At 74.7% G+C, this 16,619-nt stretch carries 13 protein-coding genes; 4 read left to right on the top strand and 9 right to left on the bottom strand.

From position 1 onward, the window contains the following. Nucleotides 1–44: 44 nt before the first annotated feature. From ABD220_RS15845 to ABD220_RS15855, 3 genes are read right to left on the bottom strand one after another with little or no spacing between them, the layout of a single operon-like run. A complete protein-coding gene (locus ABD220_RS15845; protein WP_344124202.1) occupies nt 45–1,352 on the bottom strand; it encodes a glycoside hydrolase family 76 protein in 1,308 nt (435 codons plus the stop codon). A 42-nt stretch (nt 1,353–1,394) separates the two neighbouring features. Beyond that, nucleotides 1,395–2,654 carry a DUF418 domain-containing protein gene (locus ABD220_RS15850; RefSeq protein ID WP_344124204.1) on the bottom strand — a complete coding sequence of 420 codons (1,260 nt, stop codon included), beginning with the start codon at nt 2,652–2,654 and terminating at the stop codon, nt 1,395–1,397. Beyond that, complete coding sequence (locus tag ABD220_RS15855; RefSeq protein ID WP_344124206.1) at nt 2,651–3,592, bottom strand: pseudouridine synthase; 942 nt, start codon at nt 3,590–3,592, stop codon at nt 2,651–2,653. Before ABD220_RS15855 ends, ABD220_RS15850 begins: the two co-directional genes overlap by 4 nt. A 121-nt stretch (nt 3,593–3,713) precedes the next feature. Here ABD220_RS15855 and idi point away from each other — a divergent pair, with 121 nt between their 5' ends. Then, entirely contained in the window at nt 3,714–4,265 is a 552-nt protein-coding gene (idi, locus tag ABD220_RS15860) for an isopentenyl-diphosphate Delta-isomerase (RefSeq protein WP_344124209.1), read from the top strand. Between the two features lie 212 nt (nt 4,266–4,477). Here the strand turns inward: idi and ABD220_RS15865 are convergent, their stop codons facing one another. Continuing rightward, a complete protein-coding gene (locus ABD220_RS15865; protein ID WP_344124791.1) occupies nt 4,478–5,386 on the bottom strand; it encodes a LysR substrate-binding domain-containing protein in 909 nt (302 codons plus the stop codon). A gap of 128 nt (nt 5,387–5,514) precedes the next feature. On the opposite strand from ABD220_RS15865, the gene ABD220_RS15870 reads away from it, so the two are divergent. After that, nucleotides 5,515–9,021: a bifunctional proline dehydrogenase/L-glutamate gamma-semialdehyde dehydrogenase gene (locus ABD220_RS15870; protein WP_344124211.1), complete on the top strand. Its 3,507-nt coding sequence runs from the start codon at nt 5,515–5,517 to the stop codon at nt 9,019–9,021. A 145-nt stretch (nt 9,022–9,166) separates the two neighbouring features. Here the strand turns inward: ABD220_RS15870 and ABD220_RS15875 are convergent, their stop codons facing one another. Both ABD220_RS15875 and ABD220_RS15880 read right to left on the bottom strand, forming a co-directional pair. Beyond that, entirely contained in the window at nt 9,167–9,454 is a 288-nt protein-coding gene (locus tag ABD220_RS15875; protein WP_344124213.1) for a sortase domain-containing protein, read from the bottom strand. 426 nt (nt 9,455–9,880) lie between these two features. Beyond that, the gene (locus ABD220_RS15880) at nt 9,881–10,648 is read right to left on the bottom strand and encodes a hypothetical protein (RefSeq protein ID WP_344124215.1); all 768 of its coding nucleotides are present in this window, start codon (nt 10,646–10,648) and stop codon (nt 9,881–9,883) included. A 798-nt stretch (nt 10,649–11,446) separates the two neighbouring features. On the opposite strand from ABD220_RS15880, the gene ABD220_RS15885 reads away from it, so the two are divergent. Then, nucleotides 11,447–12,550 carry a pyridoxal-phosphate-dependent aminotransferase family protein gene (locus ABD220_RS15885; RefSeq protein WP_344124218.1) on the top strand — a complete coding sequence of 368 codons (1,104 nt, stop codon included), beginning with the start codon at nt 11,447–11,449 and terminating at the stop codon, nt 12,548–12,550. A 200-nt stretch (nt 12,551–12,750) separates the two neighbouring features. Here the strand turns inward: ABD220_RS15885 and ABD220_RS15890 are convergent, their stop codons facing one another. Next, a complete protein-coding gene (locus ABD220_RS15890; RefSeq protein WP_344124220.1) occupies nt 12,751–13,002 on the bottom strand; it encodes a DUF6458 family protein in 252 nt (83 codons plus the stop codon). Between the two features lie 488 nt (nt 13,003–13,490). On the opposite strand from ABD220_RS15890, the gene ABD220_RS15895 reads away from it, so the two are divergent. Next, nucleotides 13,491–14,015 (top strand): hypothetical protein, encoded by a 525-nt coding sequence (locus ABD220_RS15895; protein WP_344124222.1) that lies wholly within the window; start codon nt 13,491–13,493, stop codon nt 14,013–14,015. Nucleotides 14,016–14,118: 103 nt separating this feature from the next. Here the strand turns inward: ABD220_RS15895 and ABD220_RS15900 are convergent, their stop codons facing one another. Both ABD220_RS15900 and ABD220_RS15905 read right to left on the bottom strand, forming a co-directional pair. Continuing rightward, a complete protein-coding gene (locus ABD220_RS15900) occupies nt 14,119–15,648 on the bottom strand; it encodes a stealth conserved region 3 domain-containing protein (RefSeq protein WP_344124224.1) in 1,530 nt (509 codons plus the stop codon). Between the two features lie 127 nt (nt 15,649–15,775). After that, nucleotides 15,776–16,618, bottom strand: coding sequence for a DNA-formamidopyrimidine glycosylase family protein (locus ABD220_RS15905; protein ID WP_344124227.1), 843 nt, complete (start codon nt 16,616–16,618; stop codon nt 15,776–15,778). Between the last annotated feature and the right edge of the window lies 1 nt (nt 16,619).

The following is a 16,619-nucleotide window of genomic DNA, read 5'->3' on the forward strand; positions in this document are numbered from 1 at the left end:
GACCCCGGGCGGGGCCACGGTCGCCACCGCCGCGGGCGGCAGGTTCAGCGCTCAGCGGAGCCGGGAGCCCCGGGCCCTGCGCACGGGCGGGCCAGCCGGGCGGCGGCCTCCAGGACCGTCCAGGCCTGCACCTGGGTGGAGAGCTCGACCGGCGCGCCGGGGCGCTGCGACTCGTCCGCGTGCCGCGCCGGGTCCGGGGAGAAGATCGCCACCGTCCCGCCGGTGGCCGTCGGGGCCGTGCTGCCGGGCGCGCTGACGTCCACCGCCGGGTCGAACCCCCGGCGGCCCGCCCACAGGGCGTCGGCGGTGCCCGTCACGAGCGCGGCCGCGGTGCGGCGCTCGGCGGCGGGCAGGGCCGGGTGCAGGGCGGCGTCGGCGAGGTACCGGGCCAGGATCCCGCTGAACAGGCCGCCGTCCCCGCCGCCGTGGGTGCGCAGGGCGGGGCGCCCGTCGAGTTCGCGGCCGTACTCCTGCGCGGCGCCGGCCACCACGTCCGCGGCCGTGCGCAGCAGGTCCGCCCGTTCCTGCTCGCCCCGGCCCGGGGCGTCGGCGAGCTCGAGGAGCACGCCGAGCACGGGCCCGGAGTTGTAGCTGAACAGTCTCTCGTCCCGGCGCGTCACCTCGGTGCCGGATCCGGCGGCGACCAGGTGCAGGCCGTCGTGGAAGACCTTCCGCTCCGGGTCCCAGAGAGCGGCCCGCAGCCAGCCGAGCACCGCGGCGGCCTCCTCCCGGCGGTGCGTGCGCACGAAGGCCAGTGCCGTCGGCGCCGAGGATGCCGTGTTCTTGACGTCGTGGCGGGTGTTCCAGAACACGCCGCCGCCGAGGTCCCCGGTGTGGCCCCGTTCGAGCCGGGCGAGCAGGGCGCTGCCCGCGTCGAGGCACGCCAGGTCCGGCCGCCCGGTGAGGGCGCGGTCCAGTTCGGCGAGCCGGCCCACGGCCAGCAGCAGCCACGCCATGTCGTCGTAGAAGGAGTTGTGGGTCACCCGGCCACCGCTGCGCAGCGTGATGCCCCGCAGCAGGCGGTGCCCCTCCCGGCGGAACTGCCGGGCCCGCGCGGGGTCGTCCAGGTGCCGGAGCCCGGCGTCCACCAGCGCGTCGAGCAGGTGCGCCTGCCACCAGTAGTGCCACGGGGCCTTCGGGGACGTGGGGCGCGGGTGCGCCGGGGCGCCGAGCAGCGTGCCGGGCACCCCCAGCGCCCGCCCGCCGAACAGCTCCCGGACCGAGCGGGCCGCCTTGTCGGCGCGTGCCCCGGCCGTGGCGGCGGCATCGGTGTGCTCGGCGGGTGCGGAAAGGGCGGTGGGCTCGGCCGCCGCGGTGCGGTGCGCGGCGTTCGCGCCGGTCGTCGGGGACATGGGGGCTCCTGTGCTGGCGGGGGAGATGTGCTGCCCCCGAGCCTAGGCGCTCGCCGCCGGAGGTGGCCCGCTGCGGTCCCGTGCGGGGCCCAGGAAGAGCCGCCGGTGCAGGGCCTCGGCCGGTCCGGGCCGGCCGCGCCGCTCCAGCAGGGCCGCGCCGAGCAGTGTGGCCAGCCACACGGCGGAGCCGAGCAGCAGCGCGGCGGTGGGCGTCAGGGCGCGGCCGAGGCCCAGCGCGAACGGCGGCAGCAGCACGGTGAACAGCACCGACTGCGCGAGATAGCCGCTCATCGACCGGCGGCCGAGGGCCTGCAGCGACCACAGCATGGGGTGCTCCCGGGCCCGGAGGACTCCCGCCCCGGTCCGGGGGCCGGGGGCGCGGCGCAGCACCCGGTCGCAGACCAGGGCCACCACGAGGGCGTAGCCGATCCCCTGGGCGGCCCCGGTCATCGCGTCCACGCCGGTGAGCACGGACCCGGCGGCCGGCGTGGGCTCGAGCCGGTCCGTGGTCAGGAGGCCGGTGCCGGTGCCCGTGGCCAGCCCCAGGACGATGCACGCCGCGGCGGTGCCCACCAGCCGGCCGCGGCGGGACCCGGGGTCCTCGAGCACCCGGTACCGGCTCAGGGCCAGCCCGAGCAGCAGCATGGGCAGCAGACCCAGCAGCTGGAGCGGGGCGAAGGACACCACCCCGAACCCCTCGGCGACACCGAGGACCAGCCGCTCCGGGAGGGAGTCCGCCACCAGGCTGGGGAAGGGCGGCGTGCCGGGGGTCCGCACGGCCCAGCTCGCCGCGCCGTAGAGGACCATGAGCACCGAGCCGAGGGCGGCGAGGACCACGAGGGTGCGCGTGCTCTCGGCGATCAGCACGGCGAGGAAGAGCCCGCCGAACGCGTAGGCGGTGATGATGTCCCCGGGGAAGAGCAGGCATGCGTGCAGGGCCCCGATGAGGACCAGCCACCCGTAGCGCCGCAGCAGCAGCCCGCGTGCCAGGGGCAGCGGTGTGCCGCGGGCGGCCTCCCGCGCGGCGATCTGGCCCACACCGTAGCCCACCAGGAACGAGAACAGGGGGAAGCCCCGGCCGTCCACGAGCATCGACATGGCCATGTTGACGACGTCGTCCGCCGTCCAGCCGGCAGTGTCCGCGCCGGTGCCCAGCGTCCGGTCCCGGGGGCCGTCGGTGGGGCCTGCCGCCCAGATCCACACCGTGACGTTGGCGACCGCGATGACCCAGAGCATGAGCCCCCGGGCCACGTCCGGCGCCGGGACGCGGCCCGCCGCCCACGACGGGCGCACAGCGTTCACGCGGCGTCCCCGGTGATGAGCGCGCGGCGGCTCTCGAGCACGAGCGGCTCGCCGGTCACCGGGTGGACGAGGGCGACCCGGCGGGCCAGCAGCTGCAGCGGCCGGCCGGGGTCCTCGGCGCCGGCCGGGCGCACCTCCGGGTACAGGGGGTCGTGGCGCACGGGCACGCCCAGCCCGGCCAGGTGCACCCGGATCTGGTGGGTGCGCCCGGTCTCGGGCCGGACGGTGTAGCGGGCCCACGTCCCCTCCGCGTCCGCGAACGGCGGCCCGGCACCCTCGACCGCGGTGCGGGCGTTGACGGGACCCGGCACCTCCCGCGCCTGCAGGGACGTGCGGTCCTTGACGATGCGGGACTCGACCAGGCGCGGGAGGCGCAGCCCGGGCCGGTGCCGGGCCACGGCCTCGTACTCCTTGGCCACCGCCCGCTCCTGGAAGAGGGTCTGGAAGCGGCCCCGGGTGGCGGGATCCCGGGAAAGCAGCAGGACCCCGGCGGTGCCGCGGTCGAGCCGGTGCAGCGGGGAGAGCCGGTCCTCGCCGCGGGAGCGGCGCAGCTTCACGAGCGCGCTCTGCGCCACGAAGCCCCCGCGCGGCGTGGTGGGCAGCCCGTGCGGCTTGTCGACGGCCAGCAGCCACTCGTCCTCGAACAGCACGGGCAGGTCCCCGGGCAGCTCCGGCTCCTCGGGCAGGGCGCGGTGGTACCAGACCGAGCCGCCGGGACGGAGGGGGGCGTCGTGGGCGAGGGCCCGCCCGGCGTCGTCGACGATCCCGCCGGCCGCGAAGAGCTCCTCGAGCTCCGGCGCGGACGCGGGGAACCTGCCCAGGAGGTAGTCGCGGACGGTCCCGGGGGCTCCGGGCTCCGCGGCCGGCAGCCGCACCCGTACCGGGTCCACCCCGTTCCGCAGCGGCAGGGGGGCGGGGGAGGGCCGGCGTCTTCGCATGGTTCCCGATCGTGCTCCGACCGCGCCCCGTTGTCCACTCGGCGGACCACGTGCTGCCGGGCCGCCGATCCTGCGAGAATGGACGCGCACCGCCACCTGCCCGCCGACCGGAACGAGGCCCATGTCAGCCGAAGAAGTCGTCCTGCTGGACGACGCGCACCGACCCATCGGGACCGCGCCCAAGGCCGAGGTGCACACCACGGACACCCCCCTCCACCTCGCGGTCTCGTGCTACGTCCTCGACGACGACGGGCGGCTGCTGCTGACCCGGCGGGCGCTCGCGAAGAAGACCTGGCCCGGGGTGTGGACCAACAGCTTCTGCGGCCACCCGGGCCCCGGTGAGGGGTTCGTCGAGGCCATCGCGCGCCGGGCCGGCCAGGAGCTGGGCTTCGAGGTGACGGGGATGACGGAGGTGCTCCCCGACTTCCGCTACCGGGCGGTGGACGCCTCCGGGATCGTGGAGAACGAGTTCTGCCCCGTCTACGTGGCGCGGGCCACCGGGCGGCCGCGGCCGCTGCCCGCGGAGGTCGCGGAGGTCGCCTGGATCGCCCCGGAGGAGCTGTTCGCCGCGGCGGAGGCCGCGCCGTTCCTGCTCAGCCCGTGGCTGCTCGAGCAGATCGCGGACGACCGGCTGCGCGGGGCCCTCACCGGACGGACCGCGGCCCGCCCGTAGCGCTCCGCCCGGCTCGGGGCTCCGCCTCCAGCACGCCCACGGCCACCGCGAGGACCTGCCTGGACGCCCGACGTCCTTGAAGACGCTGGGACGTCCTCCCGGTGGACGACCCCGCCAGCAGGGCCCGGGGTGTGCGGGTCGCGGCGTCCAGCAGGACGTGGACGGCCTGGACCCGGGGCCGGTCCCGGGGCCGGGTTGCCCGGGGCCGCAGCTCAGGCCATCCGCCCGGCCAGGCCGGCGGCCACCGTCTCGAGGGCGGCGCGCAGCGCGAGGATCGCCGGGCGGTGCGCGCTCGAGCCGCGGATCGAGGTGAACACCGTCCGCCGGGGCGAGGACGGCAGGTCGACCAGCCGGCACGGCGAGTCCCCGCCCGCCCACATGAGGTCCGGCATGAGCGCCACGGCGTTGCCGGACTCCACGAGCCGGGTCTGCGCCTGCAGGTCCGCCGTCGAGAACCGGACGTCGGGCTCGAAGCCCGCCCGCCGGCACAGCTGCTCACCCCAGTGCCGCGAGGCGGACCCCCGCGGCTCCATGACCCACGGGAACTCGTGGGCGTCCCGCAGGGAGGTGACGGACGCGAGCTCGGGTCCGGGCGGGACGGCCAGGCGGATGGCGTCCGTGATCAGCCGCCGCCGGTCCAGGTCCGGGTGGTGGGCGGCGGCGTGGCTCGGGTACTGCTCCGCCACGACCACGTCGAACTCGCGGGTCCAGGTCTCGTAGAGGGCCTGCTCCGGCTCGGCCTGCACCATCTCCACCCGCACCTCCGGGTGCTCGCGGCGCATGGTGCCCAGCACCTCCGGCAGCAGCGCCAGCGCCGCGGACTGGAACACGGCGACCCGCACGGTGCCGGTGACCGTGCTCAGCGATGCCGCCAGGTCCGCCTCGGTGCGCTCCAGGACGTCCAGCAGCTCGGTGGTGCGCGCCACCAGGATCTCCGCCTGCGGCGTGAGCTGGACCCGCCGGCCGGCCTTGGAGAGCAGGGCCACCCCCGCCTCCTTCTCCAGCGCCGAGAGCTGCTGGGAGACCGCCGAGGGGCTGAAGTTCAAGGCGGTGGCGACCTCCGCGAGGGTGCCCCGCAGCGCGAGTTCCCGCAGCAGCCGCAGCTTGCGCACGTCCAGCACGGCGTCGCCCTCCAAAGGTCAGTTCTGCTGATGAATCATCTGCGGAAAACATCACTTTATCCGAATCGTTTCGGGGCGCATAGTAGACGTACCGCAGTGCTTTCGGCCCAACCCAGGGAGTATCACCCATGACCACGATCCCCGTCCCTCAGGCAGCGCAGTTCCCCGGCCGGCCCGAGATCGGACGCACCCTCCCCCACGCCGCCATCCCGGCGTCGCTGCCCGAGCAGGCCGTGGCCACGGTCCGCCGCTGGCTCACCGAGGCGGAGCAGTTCCCCAAGGACGCCTCGGGCGAGCAGCTGGCAGGGGTGCTCAAGGATCCCAGCGGCCTGGACTTCACCGTCGGTTTCGTCGACGGCGTGATCCGCCCCGAGGACATCAAGGTGGCCGCCCGCAACCTCGCGCGGCTGGCGCCGAAGGTTCCCGGCTTCCTGCCCTGGTACCTGCGCACCGCGGTGCGCACCGGCGGGGCCCTGGCCCCGGCCGCTCCGCAGGTCGTGATCCCGGCCGCGCGCAAGGCGCTGCGCGAGATGGTCGGGCACCTCATCGTGGACGCCAGCGAGGCCAAGCTGGGGAAGTCGATCGCCAAGATCCGCAAGGACGACGTGCGGCTCAACATCAACCTGCTCGGCGAGGCGGTGCTCGGCGAGCGCGAGGCCGACCGCCGGCTGCAGGGCACCCACGAGCTGCTGGCCCGGCCGGACGTGGACTACGTCTCCATCAAGGTCTCCTCGACCGTCGCCCCGCACTCCCCGTGGGCCTTCGACGAGGCCGTCGCCGAAGTCGTCGAGAAGCTGACCCCGCTCTACGAGCGGGCCGCCTCGTTCTCCACCCCGAAGTTCATCAACCTGGACATGGAGGAGTACAAGGACCTGGACATGACCCTCGCGGTCTTCACCCGGCTCCTCGACCAGCCCCGGTTCAAGGACCTCGAGGCCGGCATCGTGCTGCAGACCTACCTGCCCGACGCCCTGCAGGCGATGATCCGCCTGCAGGAGTGGGCCACCGCCCGCCGTGCCGCCGGCGGCGCCTCCGTGAAGGTCCGCGTGGTCAAGGGCGCCAACCTGCCCATGGAGCAGGTCGAGGCCTCCCTGCACGACTGGCCGCTGGCGACCTGGGGGACCAAGCAGGACTCGGACACCCACTACAAGCGCGTGCTCAACTACGCGCTGCAGCCCGAGCACGCCGACGCCGTGCGCATCGGGGTGGCCGGGCACAACCTCTTCGACATCGCCTTCGCCTGGCTGCTCGCCACCGAGCGCGGCGTGACCGGCGCGATCGACTTCGAGATGCTGCTCGGCATGGCCACCGGCCAGGCCGAGGCGGTCAAGCGCGACGTCGGCTCCCTGCTGCTCTACACCCCTGTGGTGCACCCCGCCGAGTTCGACGTGGCCATCGCCTACCTGATCCGCCGGCTGGAGGAGGGGGCGAGCCAGGAGAACTTCATGTCCGCGGTCTTCGAGCTCTCCGCCAACGAGGAGCTCTTCGAGCGGGAGAAGAACCGCTTCCTCGCCTCGCTCGCCGCGCTCGACGACACCGTGCCGCTGCCGAACCGGGTCCAGGACCGCCGTCTGCCGGAGCTGCCGGCCCCGACCGACGGCTTCGCGAACACTCCGGACACCGATCCGGCCGTGGCCGCCAACCGCGACTGGGGCCGGGCGATCCTCGACCGGGTCCCCGGCTCCCGGGCCGGCGTGGAGACCGTCGCCGCCGCGGCGCTGCAGACCGAGGAGCAGCTCGACGGCGTCATCGGCGCGGCCCTCGAGGCCGGCCGCGGCTGGGCCGCGCTGACCGGCGCCCAGCGCGCCGAGGTGCTCCACCGCGCCGGGGAGGCCCTGGCCGCCCGCCGTGCCGAGCTGCTCGAGGTCGCGGCCGCCGAGGCCGGCAAGACCCTCGACCAGTCCGACCCGGAGATCAGCGAGGCGATCGACTTCGCCCACTACTACGCAGAACGCGCCCGTGAGCTGGACGAGGTCGACGGCGCGTCCTTCGTGCCGTCCCGGCTGACCGTGGTCACCCCGCCATGGAACTTCCCGGTGGCCATCCCGGCCGGTTCGGTGCTGGCCGCCCTCGCCGCCGGGTCCCCGGTGGTGTTCAAGCCGGCCGGCCCCACCAAGCGCTGCGGCGCCGTGGTCGCCGAGGCCGTCTGGGAGGCCCTGGACGCGTCCGGGATCTCCCGTGACGTGCTCGCCCTCGTGGACCTCGAGGAGCGTGCCCTCGGCCGTCAGCTGATCTCCCACCCGTCCGTTGACCGGCTCATCCTCACCGGCGCCTACGAGACGGCGGAGCTGTTCCGCTCCTTCCGCTCCGACCTGCCGCTGCTGGCGGAGACCTCGGGGAAGAACGCCCTGATCGTCACGCCCAGCGCCGACTTCGACCTCGCGGCCAAGGACGTCGCCTACTCGGCGTTCGGTCACGCCGGGCAGAAGTGCTCGGCGGCCTCCCTGGTGATCCTCGTCGGGTCCGTGGCGAAGTCCCGCCGGTTCCGCAACCAGCTCGTCGACGCGGTCACCTCCCTCACGGTCGACTACCCGACCAACCCCGCCGCGCAGATGGGCCCGCTCACCGAGCCCGCCGAGGGCAAGCTCCTCCAGGCCCTGACCACCCTCGAGGAGGGCCAGTCCTGGCTGATCGAGCCGCAGCAGCTCGACGAGTCCGGCAAGCTGTGGACCCCGGGTGTGCGCACCGGCGTGCAGCGCGGCTCCGAGTTCCACCTGGTGGAGTACTTCGGGCCCGTGCTCGGGGTGATGACCGCCGAGACCCTGGAGGAGGCCGTCGCCATCCAGAACGAGGTCGAGTACGGCCTCACCGGGGGACTGCACTCCCTGGACCCCGACGAGATCGGCTACTGGCTGGAGAACGTCCAGGCGGGCAACGTCTACGTCAACCGCGGGATCACCGGCGCCATCGTCCAGCGCCAGCCCTTCGGCGGCTGGAAGAAGTCGGCGGTCGGCCCGGGCACCAAGGCCGGCGGCCCGAGCTACCTCATGGGCCTGGGCGAGTGGGAGCCGGCGCCGCTGCGCGGGGCCGGGCGCCCCGTGGCCGACACTGCGGTGGCCGACCTGCTCGCCGCCGCCCGTGCGGGCCGGGCCGGCGTCACGGCGGAGGAGGCCGAGGCACTCGAGCAGGCACTGCGCAGCGACGAGGCCGCCTGGGCCGCGGAGTTCGGGGTCGCCCGGGACGTCTCGCAGCTCTACGCGGAGCGCAACGTCTTCCGCTACCTGCCGCTGCCCGTGACGGTGCGGCTGTCCGAGGGCGAGCCCCTGACCGGTCTGCTCCGTGTGGTCGCCGCCGGCCTGCGCGCCGGTGCCGAGCTCACCGTCTCCTCGGCGCTCGAGCTGCCCGCCGCGGTGCGCTCCGTGCTCGCCGGTCGCGGCGTGCAGGCGCGGGTGGAGGACGACGCCGCCTGGCTGGCCGGCGCCGCCGAGCTCGGCGGCGGTCGGGTCCGCCTCATCGGCGGGGACCGTGCGGCCTTCATCGCCGCGACCGGGTCCCGTCCCGACGTGGCCGTCTACGCCCACCCCGTCACGGGGGCGGGCCGGGTGGAGATGCTGCCGTTCCTGCACGAGCAGGCCGTGAGCATCACCGCGCACCGGTTCGGCACGCCGAACCACCTCACGGACGACCTGATCTGACGACCTGGTCCGACGACCTGATCCGTCGGCGCCCCGCGCCGCGGCCCCGCTCCAGGGCGGGCCGCTGCGCGGGGCGCCGTGCTGTCCGGGCACCTGGGTCCGGTCCGGGAGCCGTGCGGCGGTGCCCCGTGCGGCGGCGGGGCGTTCAGCCCCGGACGAGCGAGGCGTGGACCACGAGGTTCTCGTCGAACGCGCCGGTCGCCGGGTCGTAGCCGTCGCAGGTGATCAGGCGCAGCTCCGGGCCGGCGGTGTTGCCGTAGACGCGCAGCGTGGGGAACGCGTCCTTCGCATAGCGCTCGACGGCGTCCACGGCGAACCGCGCCGCGGAGCCGTCCTGGCGCGTCACGGTGATCCGGTCCCCGGGGGACAGCCGGTGCAGCTCGGCGAACACGCCGGGGCCCCCGCCGGTGGCGTTGACGTGCCCCAGCAGCACGGACGGGCCGGCACTCGCCCGGGGTGGGCGAGTGCCGGTACCAGCCGGCCGGTGCCCCGGGAGCCTCCGGGGGGACCTCCAGGCTCCGGCCGGAGCGCAGTCCCAGCTGCATGAGCTCGCTGTCCAGGCCGATGCGCTCGACCGACAGGCGCGCCGGCTCCGATGCCGGAAGGGCCGCGGGCTCAGGGGCCGGGGGCTGCGCCGGGGCGCTCGGAGGATCGGACGGTGCCGGCGGGGCGCCCCTGGTGAGAGGCACGAGGTGCTCCGCGACCGAGCCGTGCTCCGCGATCGAGCCGTGTTCCGTCGTCGTTCCCGGTGCGGGGCCGTCCCCCGTGCACCACAGGGCCAGGACCACGGCGAGCCCCGCCACCCCCGTGCGGCGGTGGCGGGGCTCGCGGCGGTGCCGGGCCATCCGGTGTCCGCCGGTCAGCGTCCGCCGGCCACCCGGCGGCGCAGGCCCACGGCGGCGCCCAGTGCGAGCAGGCCGAGCACGGCCGCACCGGCGATCCCGTTCGTGGCCGCGGTGGTCCCGGCGGTCTCCACGCCCGTGTCCGCAGGGCCCTCCGGCACCGTCATCTGGGCGGGCGCGAGGACGCCGCAGGCCACCGGGATGTCCGAGGCGAGCGGCAGGTCCGGGGCCATCGGGTTGACCTTGGCCTGCGCCGCGGCCGAGAGGGCCGCCGGGTCCGCGCCGTGGACGTTGACCACGGCGGTGCCGCTCTGCAGGGCCGCGACCATCGCGGCGTCCACCGGGATGGTCCGCTGGTAGGTGTAGGCGTCACCGGCGGGGAACCGGTCGATCGCCACGGCCGAGGCCGGGGACGTGTCGCCGGAGGTGGTCAGGGACGCCCCGATCCCACCTGTCCAGGGCGCGCCCTCCATCGAGCTGACCGCGCCGTCCCCGTCGGCGTCGGCGGTCGGGGGAGCGCACACCCCCTGGCCGCCGATGTGGATGTGCTGGGCGTGCGGATACGGCGCGCCCTGGAACAGGGCGGGGGCGCCGGCGACCTCGACGGTCACCGTAGCCTCCTGGCCCGTGACGTGGACGACCGCGCTGCCCGCCGCGGTGCTGTTGTTGACGGGTGCGAGCTCGGCCTGGAAGGACCAGCTGTCGGCCGCGGCGGCAGGAGCGGCGGGAAGGGCCAACGCTGCGATGGCCAGGGCGGGTGCTGCGAGCAGAGCAGACTTCTTCACGGGGTCGGCCTCTCGGTCAGGGTGATGAGACAGGACGTGACGCAAAGCACAGTCTACTGATGGTTCTCGGCGCGTCGAGGGCAGTACGGGAAGTGCTTTCGTGAATGCGCAGTGCAGGGGCCTTCCGCTGCGGCGGTCCCGGCCCGCGTCGCAGGGTCGGTCACGTCCCCGATCGTCCCGGGACCGGGCCATGGGGTGGCGTCACCGGGTCCGATTCCGGCACCGACGGCGAGGAATGGAGCATGAACGGCATCCGTGCGGCGGCCGGCGGTCAGGCGCGCGCCGCCCGGGGGGTGACTCCGGCCGGTGGCCGGGAGGCGCCGCCCTCGGGGGATCCGATCGAGGGCGGCGCCGGGAGAGCTCGGCCGGCTGTGCTCCGGTGTCCCCCCACGTGCATCGCACATCGGACCCGTGAGCCGGCCTCGGCTCGTCGATGCAAGGGTACTGAGCTTTAAATCAATGTTCATCATTTCGTAAGGCGGCTCACAACCCGGCCTCCGGCCCGTCCGACGTGCGGCAACAGTCCGAGGCGCCCGGTGCCGGCGTCCGGCGTCCGCGCGGTCGGCAAGCGCGCCCTGGAACGTTCAGCAGGCCGTGCGCGCGGCCTTCCTGGTCGGCGGGTCGGCCCCGCAGCACGCACCGGTGCGACGCCTCGGGGCGCTGCTCCGCCGCCTCGGACGCCGGTGGCGGCGTGCGGGCACCGCCGGACCGGTGGGGCCGTGCGCTGACGTCGTCCGGCGCGAGCAGGCCATAGGCTGGTCGGCGGACCTGCCCGCTCGTTCCCCTGAGGAGTGCACCGTGCCCCTGATCCGGCGACACCTGTTCGGCCCCGGCCCGTCCAACCCCTACCCGGAGGCCACGGCGGCGCTGGGCCACCCGCTGCTCGGCCACCTGGACCCCGCCTTCCTCGAGACCATGGACAGCGCCTGCGACGGTCTGCGCGCGGTCTGGGGCACGGACAACCGGCGCACCCTGCCGCTGAGCGCCACGGGCTCCGCCGGGATGGAGGCGGCGTTCGTCAACACGGTGGAGGAGGGGGACGTCGTCGTCGTCGCCGTCAACGGGCTGTTCGGCGAGCGCATGTGCGACGTCGCGGCCCGGTGCGGCGCCGAGGTGGTGCGCGTGGACTTCCCCTACGGGGAGCCGGTCGACTCGCAGCGCGTCGCCGAGGCGCACCCGTCCCCGAAGATCATCGCGGCGGTGCACGCCGAGACCTCCACGGGTGTGCGCTCCGACATCGCCGCGCTGGGCGAGCTCAAGGGCGACGCCCTGCTACTCGTGGACGCGGTCACGTCCATCGGCGGCATCGAGCTGCGCGCGGACGACTGGGGCGTGGACCTCGGCTACGCGGGCACCCAGAAGTGCCTGGGGGTCGCCCCGGGGCTGGCGCCGTTCACGATCTCGGACGCCGCGTTCGAGCGCCGGGTGCAGCACCCGCGTTCCTGGTACCTCGACCTGGGCATGCTCGGCGGCTACGTGGGCGAGGCCCAGGGCCGTGCCCGGACCTACCACCACACCGCGCCCACGGCGATGATCGCGTCCCTGGACGCCGCGCTGCGGCGGATCGCCGAGGAGGGCCTGGAGCACGTCTGGGCCCGTCACCAGGCCGCCGGCGACGCGCTCCAGGCCGGTCTGCAGGACATGGGCCTGGAGCTGTTCGCCGCCGAGGGGCATCGCCTGCCGGAGCTGACCACGGTCAAGGTGCCGGAGGGTGTCGACTCGGCCCGGGTGCGGGCCTACCTGCTGGAGCACTTCTCCGTGGAGATCGGCGCGGGCGTGAAGGAGTACGCGGACACGGTGTGGCGGATCGGCCTGATGGGCCCCAACGCCGACGCCGGGTCGGTGGCCCTCGTCCTGGGCGCCCTGCAGGAGGCGCTGCGGAAGGTCCCCGCGCGGGTGTGAACCACGCCTCCGCCCCGTGGGCCGCGCTCCGTGGCACATGACCCCCGATCCGCGAACCCGCCGGTTCCACCCGGGCCGACAGCACACACCAGGGCGTCCCGGGCGGGACCGGTGGGTTCAACGGATCGGGGCCGGCCGACGGTGCCGCCCCGCGTCGGACGATCCTGCCGACCGCACCCGCAGAAGTGGCCCGGGGTCCGTCAGGTGAGGTCGGTCTCCGAGCGCTCGATGCGCTCCCCGGTGCCGGGGTCCGCCACGGTGCTGCGGGTGGAGCGGCGCCGTGACGGCACGGCGGCGGCGACCAGGACCAGTGCGAGGTAGGCGACGCCCACCCAGAAGATGATCTGGCCGGCCAGGGCGAGGTTCAGCGGCCCCACGACCGACGGCAGCGCCAGCCAGAGGATCAGGCCGATGGCAATGGTGATCAGGGGGCCGGCGGGATTGAGGCGCATGGTGCGGTCCTCTCGGGAGGGCGGACGGAGCATGGATGTGTTAAGTAAAGCAAATACATGTCTGATCATGCGGGACGCGCCGAGAGGGCGGCTGCGGGTGCTCGGCACTGCCCGGGCCCGACGCGGAGGGTCATGTTCGGTCACGACTGCGCCGGTGCCTCGTGACGACCGGGGTGAATTGCGGGTCCCGGCCGGGCGCCGCGCTGTTCGGGCGGACCGGGGAGGCCGCGGGGCGGATCGGGGCGCGTGCTGCCGAAACCGGCGATGGCAAGGAGCGACTCCCCGACCGGCGCCTCGGCGGAAGCCGCACGGGCGGGGTGCGGTCCCTCCGGGCGCGCCGTCCGGCGGCCGGTGCGCCCAGCGCCGGGGACGCGACCACGGGCCGGACCCGCTCGGTGCCGGCCGTGAGGACGACGGGGCCGGTGGCCGGACCCGTCCGGCTCTGCTTCTATTGAGGAACGTGGGGGCCTACCGAGGAGGAACAACCGATGGACACCTGGATTTGGATCGTGCTGGCCGTGGCCGTGCTGGCCCTGGTCGTGCTGGCCGTGCTGGCCGGCAGCCGCAAGAAGAAGGAGCACGAGGTCGCTGAGCGGCGGGAGAACCAGCAGCGCGCCGCCGAGCTGCGCGCCCGCAGCGAGGAGGAGGACCTCGCGGCCCGCGAGCGCAAGGCGGACGCGGACGCCGCCCGCGCCGAGGCCGAGAAGGCCCGGATCGAGGCCGACCGCCTCGAGCAGGACGCCCAGCGGCGTGGCGAGGACGCCGACAAGGTGCGCCAGGAGGCGGAGACCCACCGCCGGGACGCCGCGGCGCTCGTTCCGGACGGGGACGACTCCACCGCCGGTGACACCCCGCGCGGACGCCGTGACGACGCCACCGACCACGGAGCCGGGTCGCACTCCGACGAGGCTCCCTGGCAGGACGGCGACGCCCGGCGCGACGGCGATCCCCGGTACGACGGCGACGGCCGGCCCGGGAGCGACTCCGGGGCCGGGGGCCGGCCGCGGACCTGAGCCCGCGTCGAGGACGCGGCCGTCGCCGGGCGGCCGGGAACGACCGGACCCGCACCCGGGGTGGGCTGAACCGCCCCGGGTGCGGGCCCGGTCGTTCCTGCGGTCACTTCTCCCAGGGAGCCTTGATGGGGTAGTAGCGCTCCAGGAACTCGGTCATCCGCTCCGCTCGCTCGGGAGCGGGCACCTCCGGGAAGCTGCCGTCGTTGAGGCAGAACATGTCCAGGCTGCGCCGGCCGAGCAGCTTCTCCATCTGCCGCAGCCCGGAGCGCGTGGTGGTGTCCACGTACTCCGTCCGGGCCGTCTCCTGGGTCACGGCCCGGCCGGTCAGCAGCGCGTAGTAGTGGTAGAGCGAGTTCGTGACCGAGATGTTGTCCGCCGCGCGGAAGCGGCTGGACGCCGTGCGGGCGAACTCCGCCGGGAACTCCCGCTCCATCTCGGCCACCACGCTGCGCCGCAGGGGCGCGGCGCAGTGCTGTAGGTGGCGGGTGGTGATCCGGCCGAAGCGCTCCCACAGGAGCCGGCGGTTGACGCGGGCGGCGTTCTCGAAACCGGAGCGCTCGGCGGAGTTCTCGCCCAGGCCGATGCGGGTCTCGTTCTCCACGAACTTCGTGATCCCGCCCGGCGAGAAGAACAGCGCCGGGCCGATCGGGCGGCCGAAGAACATGTCGTCGTTGGAGTACAGGTAGTGCTCCGAGAGCCCCTCGATCCGGTGCAGCTGGGCCTCCACCGCCTGGGAGTTGTAGATCGGCAGCGCCGAGGTGTCCTCGAAGAACTCCTCGCTGCGCACGATGTGCACGCGCGGGTGCTCGGCCAGCCACGCCGGGGGCCGGGAGTCGGTGGCGATGTAGATGTTGCGCACCCACGGGGCGAACATGTGCACCGAGCGCAGGGCGTACTTCAGCTCGTCGACCTGCCGGAAGCGGGCCTCGTGCGCGTCGCCCTCGCCCACCACGGCGTCGGCCATGTACGAGGCCCGGACCCTGCGGTACTCCTCGTCGGAGCCGTCCACCCACGAGAAGATCATGTCGATCTCGAAGTCGATGTCGATGGCGTGGTCGGCGAACATGTTCTCGATCGTGGGCCAGGTGAGGCCGAAGCGCTCCACCGTGCCGCGCACCGCCTCGGCCACCGGGACGGTGCGCCGGGTCAGTGAGTTCTCGATCGGCAGCCGGATCTCGTCCTCGCCGAACTCCCAGAGCTCCACCTGCACCCCGGTGCCGGGGCCGTAGTAGAGCTTGGCCTCCGCGGAGTGGTGGGGCCGGAACAGCCGCAGCACCCGGGCGTTGCGGCGCGAGGACAGCTCGCCGTCGGCCAGCAGCTGCACGGTCTTCTTCTTGGTGTCCATCGGCTTGACGTAGTACGGCTCGCCCACGGCCGCGTCCACCAGCGCCTGCCGCAGCCGGGGCCGGTCCTTGAGGTCCACGGCGATGACGGGACGCTCGTCGTTGCCCCGCACCAGCAGGTAGTCGACTCCCGCGGAGTCCAGGACCCCGCGGAGGAAGAGCAGGTTCTGGACCATCACGTCGTGCGGGGTCTGGTCAGTGATCCGCAGGGCGAAGCGGTCCTTGTAGCGGACGACGTCCTCGCGCTGGTCCAGGGCCGCCGCGGAGACCCGGGACGCGGAGCGGAACACCTCGCCGTCCGTGCCGTCCTCGGGTGCCGCGAAATACTCTGCGCCGAACAGGGTCGTGTTGATGGTGCCTCCTCATGATGTCGGACCGCCGGGGCGGAGATCTCATGATAAGCCGGGACGACCGGGCTCATCGGGGTAGGGGCTGGCAGCGGCCGCAGAACCACACCGCCCGGTCCCGCGGCGGTCCGGGGTACGGCTCGCCGGGCACGAGCTCGGCGTCGTCGATCCGCGCCTCCCGGATCGGGGCGCCGCACCGACGGCACGGCTGCCGGCCACGGCCGTAGACCCAGAACTGCTCACCGCGGCGGGCCGGGCCGCCCACCGTGGAGCGCTGCGAGCGGTCCCGGTTGACGTGCAGCAGTCGGTGGGAGAGGTCCACGACCGCGCCCAGGTCTGGGACGTCGGCCACCGGGGTGAGGGGGTGCAGCCGCTGCAGGAACAGCACCTCGTTGCGGTAGACGTTGCCGATCCCGGCGAGGTTGCGCTGGTCCATCAGCGCGGCCCCCACGTGCCGACGGGGATGGCCGGCGAGCCGGGACAGGGCCTCGGCCCGGTCCCAGTCGGGACCCAGCAGGTCCGGGCCGAGGTGGCCCACGAGCTCGTCCTCGTCGGCCGTGGCCACGAGGTCCAGCATGCCGAGGTCGAAGCCGACGGCCTGGACGGCCGTGTTCTCCAGCACCGCCCGCGCCTGGTGGCCGGGGCGCCGCCACCGGGCGCCGCGCGGGTAGACGTGCCACATGCCCTCCATGAGCAGGTGGGAGTGCAGGGTCAGCGGGGGCAGGCGCTCGGGTCCGCCGTCGGTGCGGACGAGCAGGTGCTTGCCCCGCGGCACCACCTCGGTCACGGTGCGCCCCGACAGGTCCGCGGTGGCGATCGACGGGAACCGGAGGTCGCTGCGGGTCAGGACCGTCCCGGCCAGGGCGCGGCGCAGCAGGGCGGCCTGGCGGTAGACGGTGTCACCCTCGGGCACG

Source organism: Kocuria aegyptia (assembly GCF_039530085.1).
Classification (GTDB): Bacteria; Actinomycetota; Actinomycetes; order Actinomycetales; family Micrococcaceae; genus Kocuria; species Kocuria aegyptia.

Excerpts from the sequence above, each read along its gene's own strand:
- ABD220_RS15845 (WP_344124202.1), bottom strand. The coding sequence starts at position 1,352 with ATGTCCCCGACGACCGGCGCGAACGCCGCGCACCGCACCGCGGCGGCC.
- ABD220_RS15855 (WP_344124206.1), bottom strand. The coding sequence starts at position 3,592 with ATGCGAAGACGCCGGCCCTCCCCCGCCCCCCTGCCGCTGCGGAACGGG.
- idi (WP_344124209.1), top strand. The coding sequence starts at position 3,714 with ATGTCAGCCGAAGAAGTCGTCCTGCTGGACGACGCGCACCGACCCATC.
- ABD220_RS15870 (WP_344124211.1), top strand. The coding sequence starts at position 5,515 with ATGACCACGATCCCCGTCCCTCAGGCAGCGCAGTTCCCCGGCCGGCCC.
- ABD220_RS15890 (WP_344124220.1), bottom strand. The coding sequence starts at position 13,002 with ATGCGCCTCAATCCCGCCGGCCCCCTGATCACCATTGCCATCGGCCTG.
- ABD220_RS15895 (WP_344124222.1), top strand. The coding sequence starts at position 13,491 with ATGGACACCTGGATTTGGATCGTGCTGGCCGTGGCCGTGCTGGCCCTG.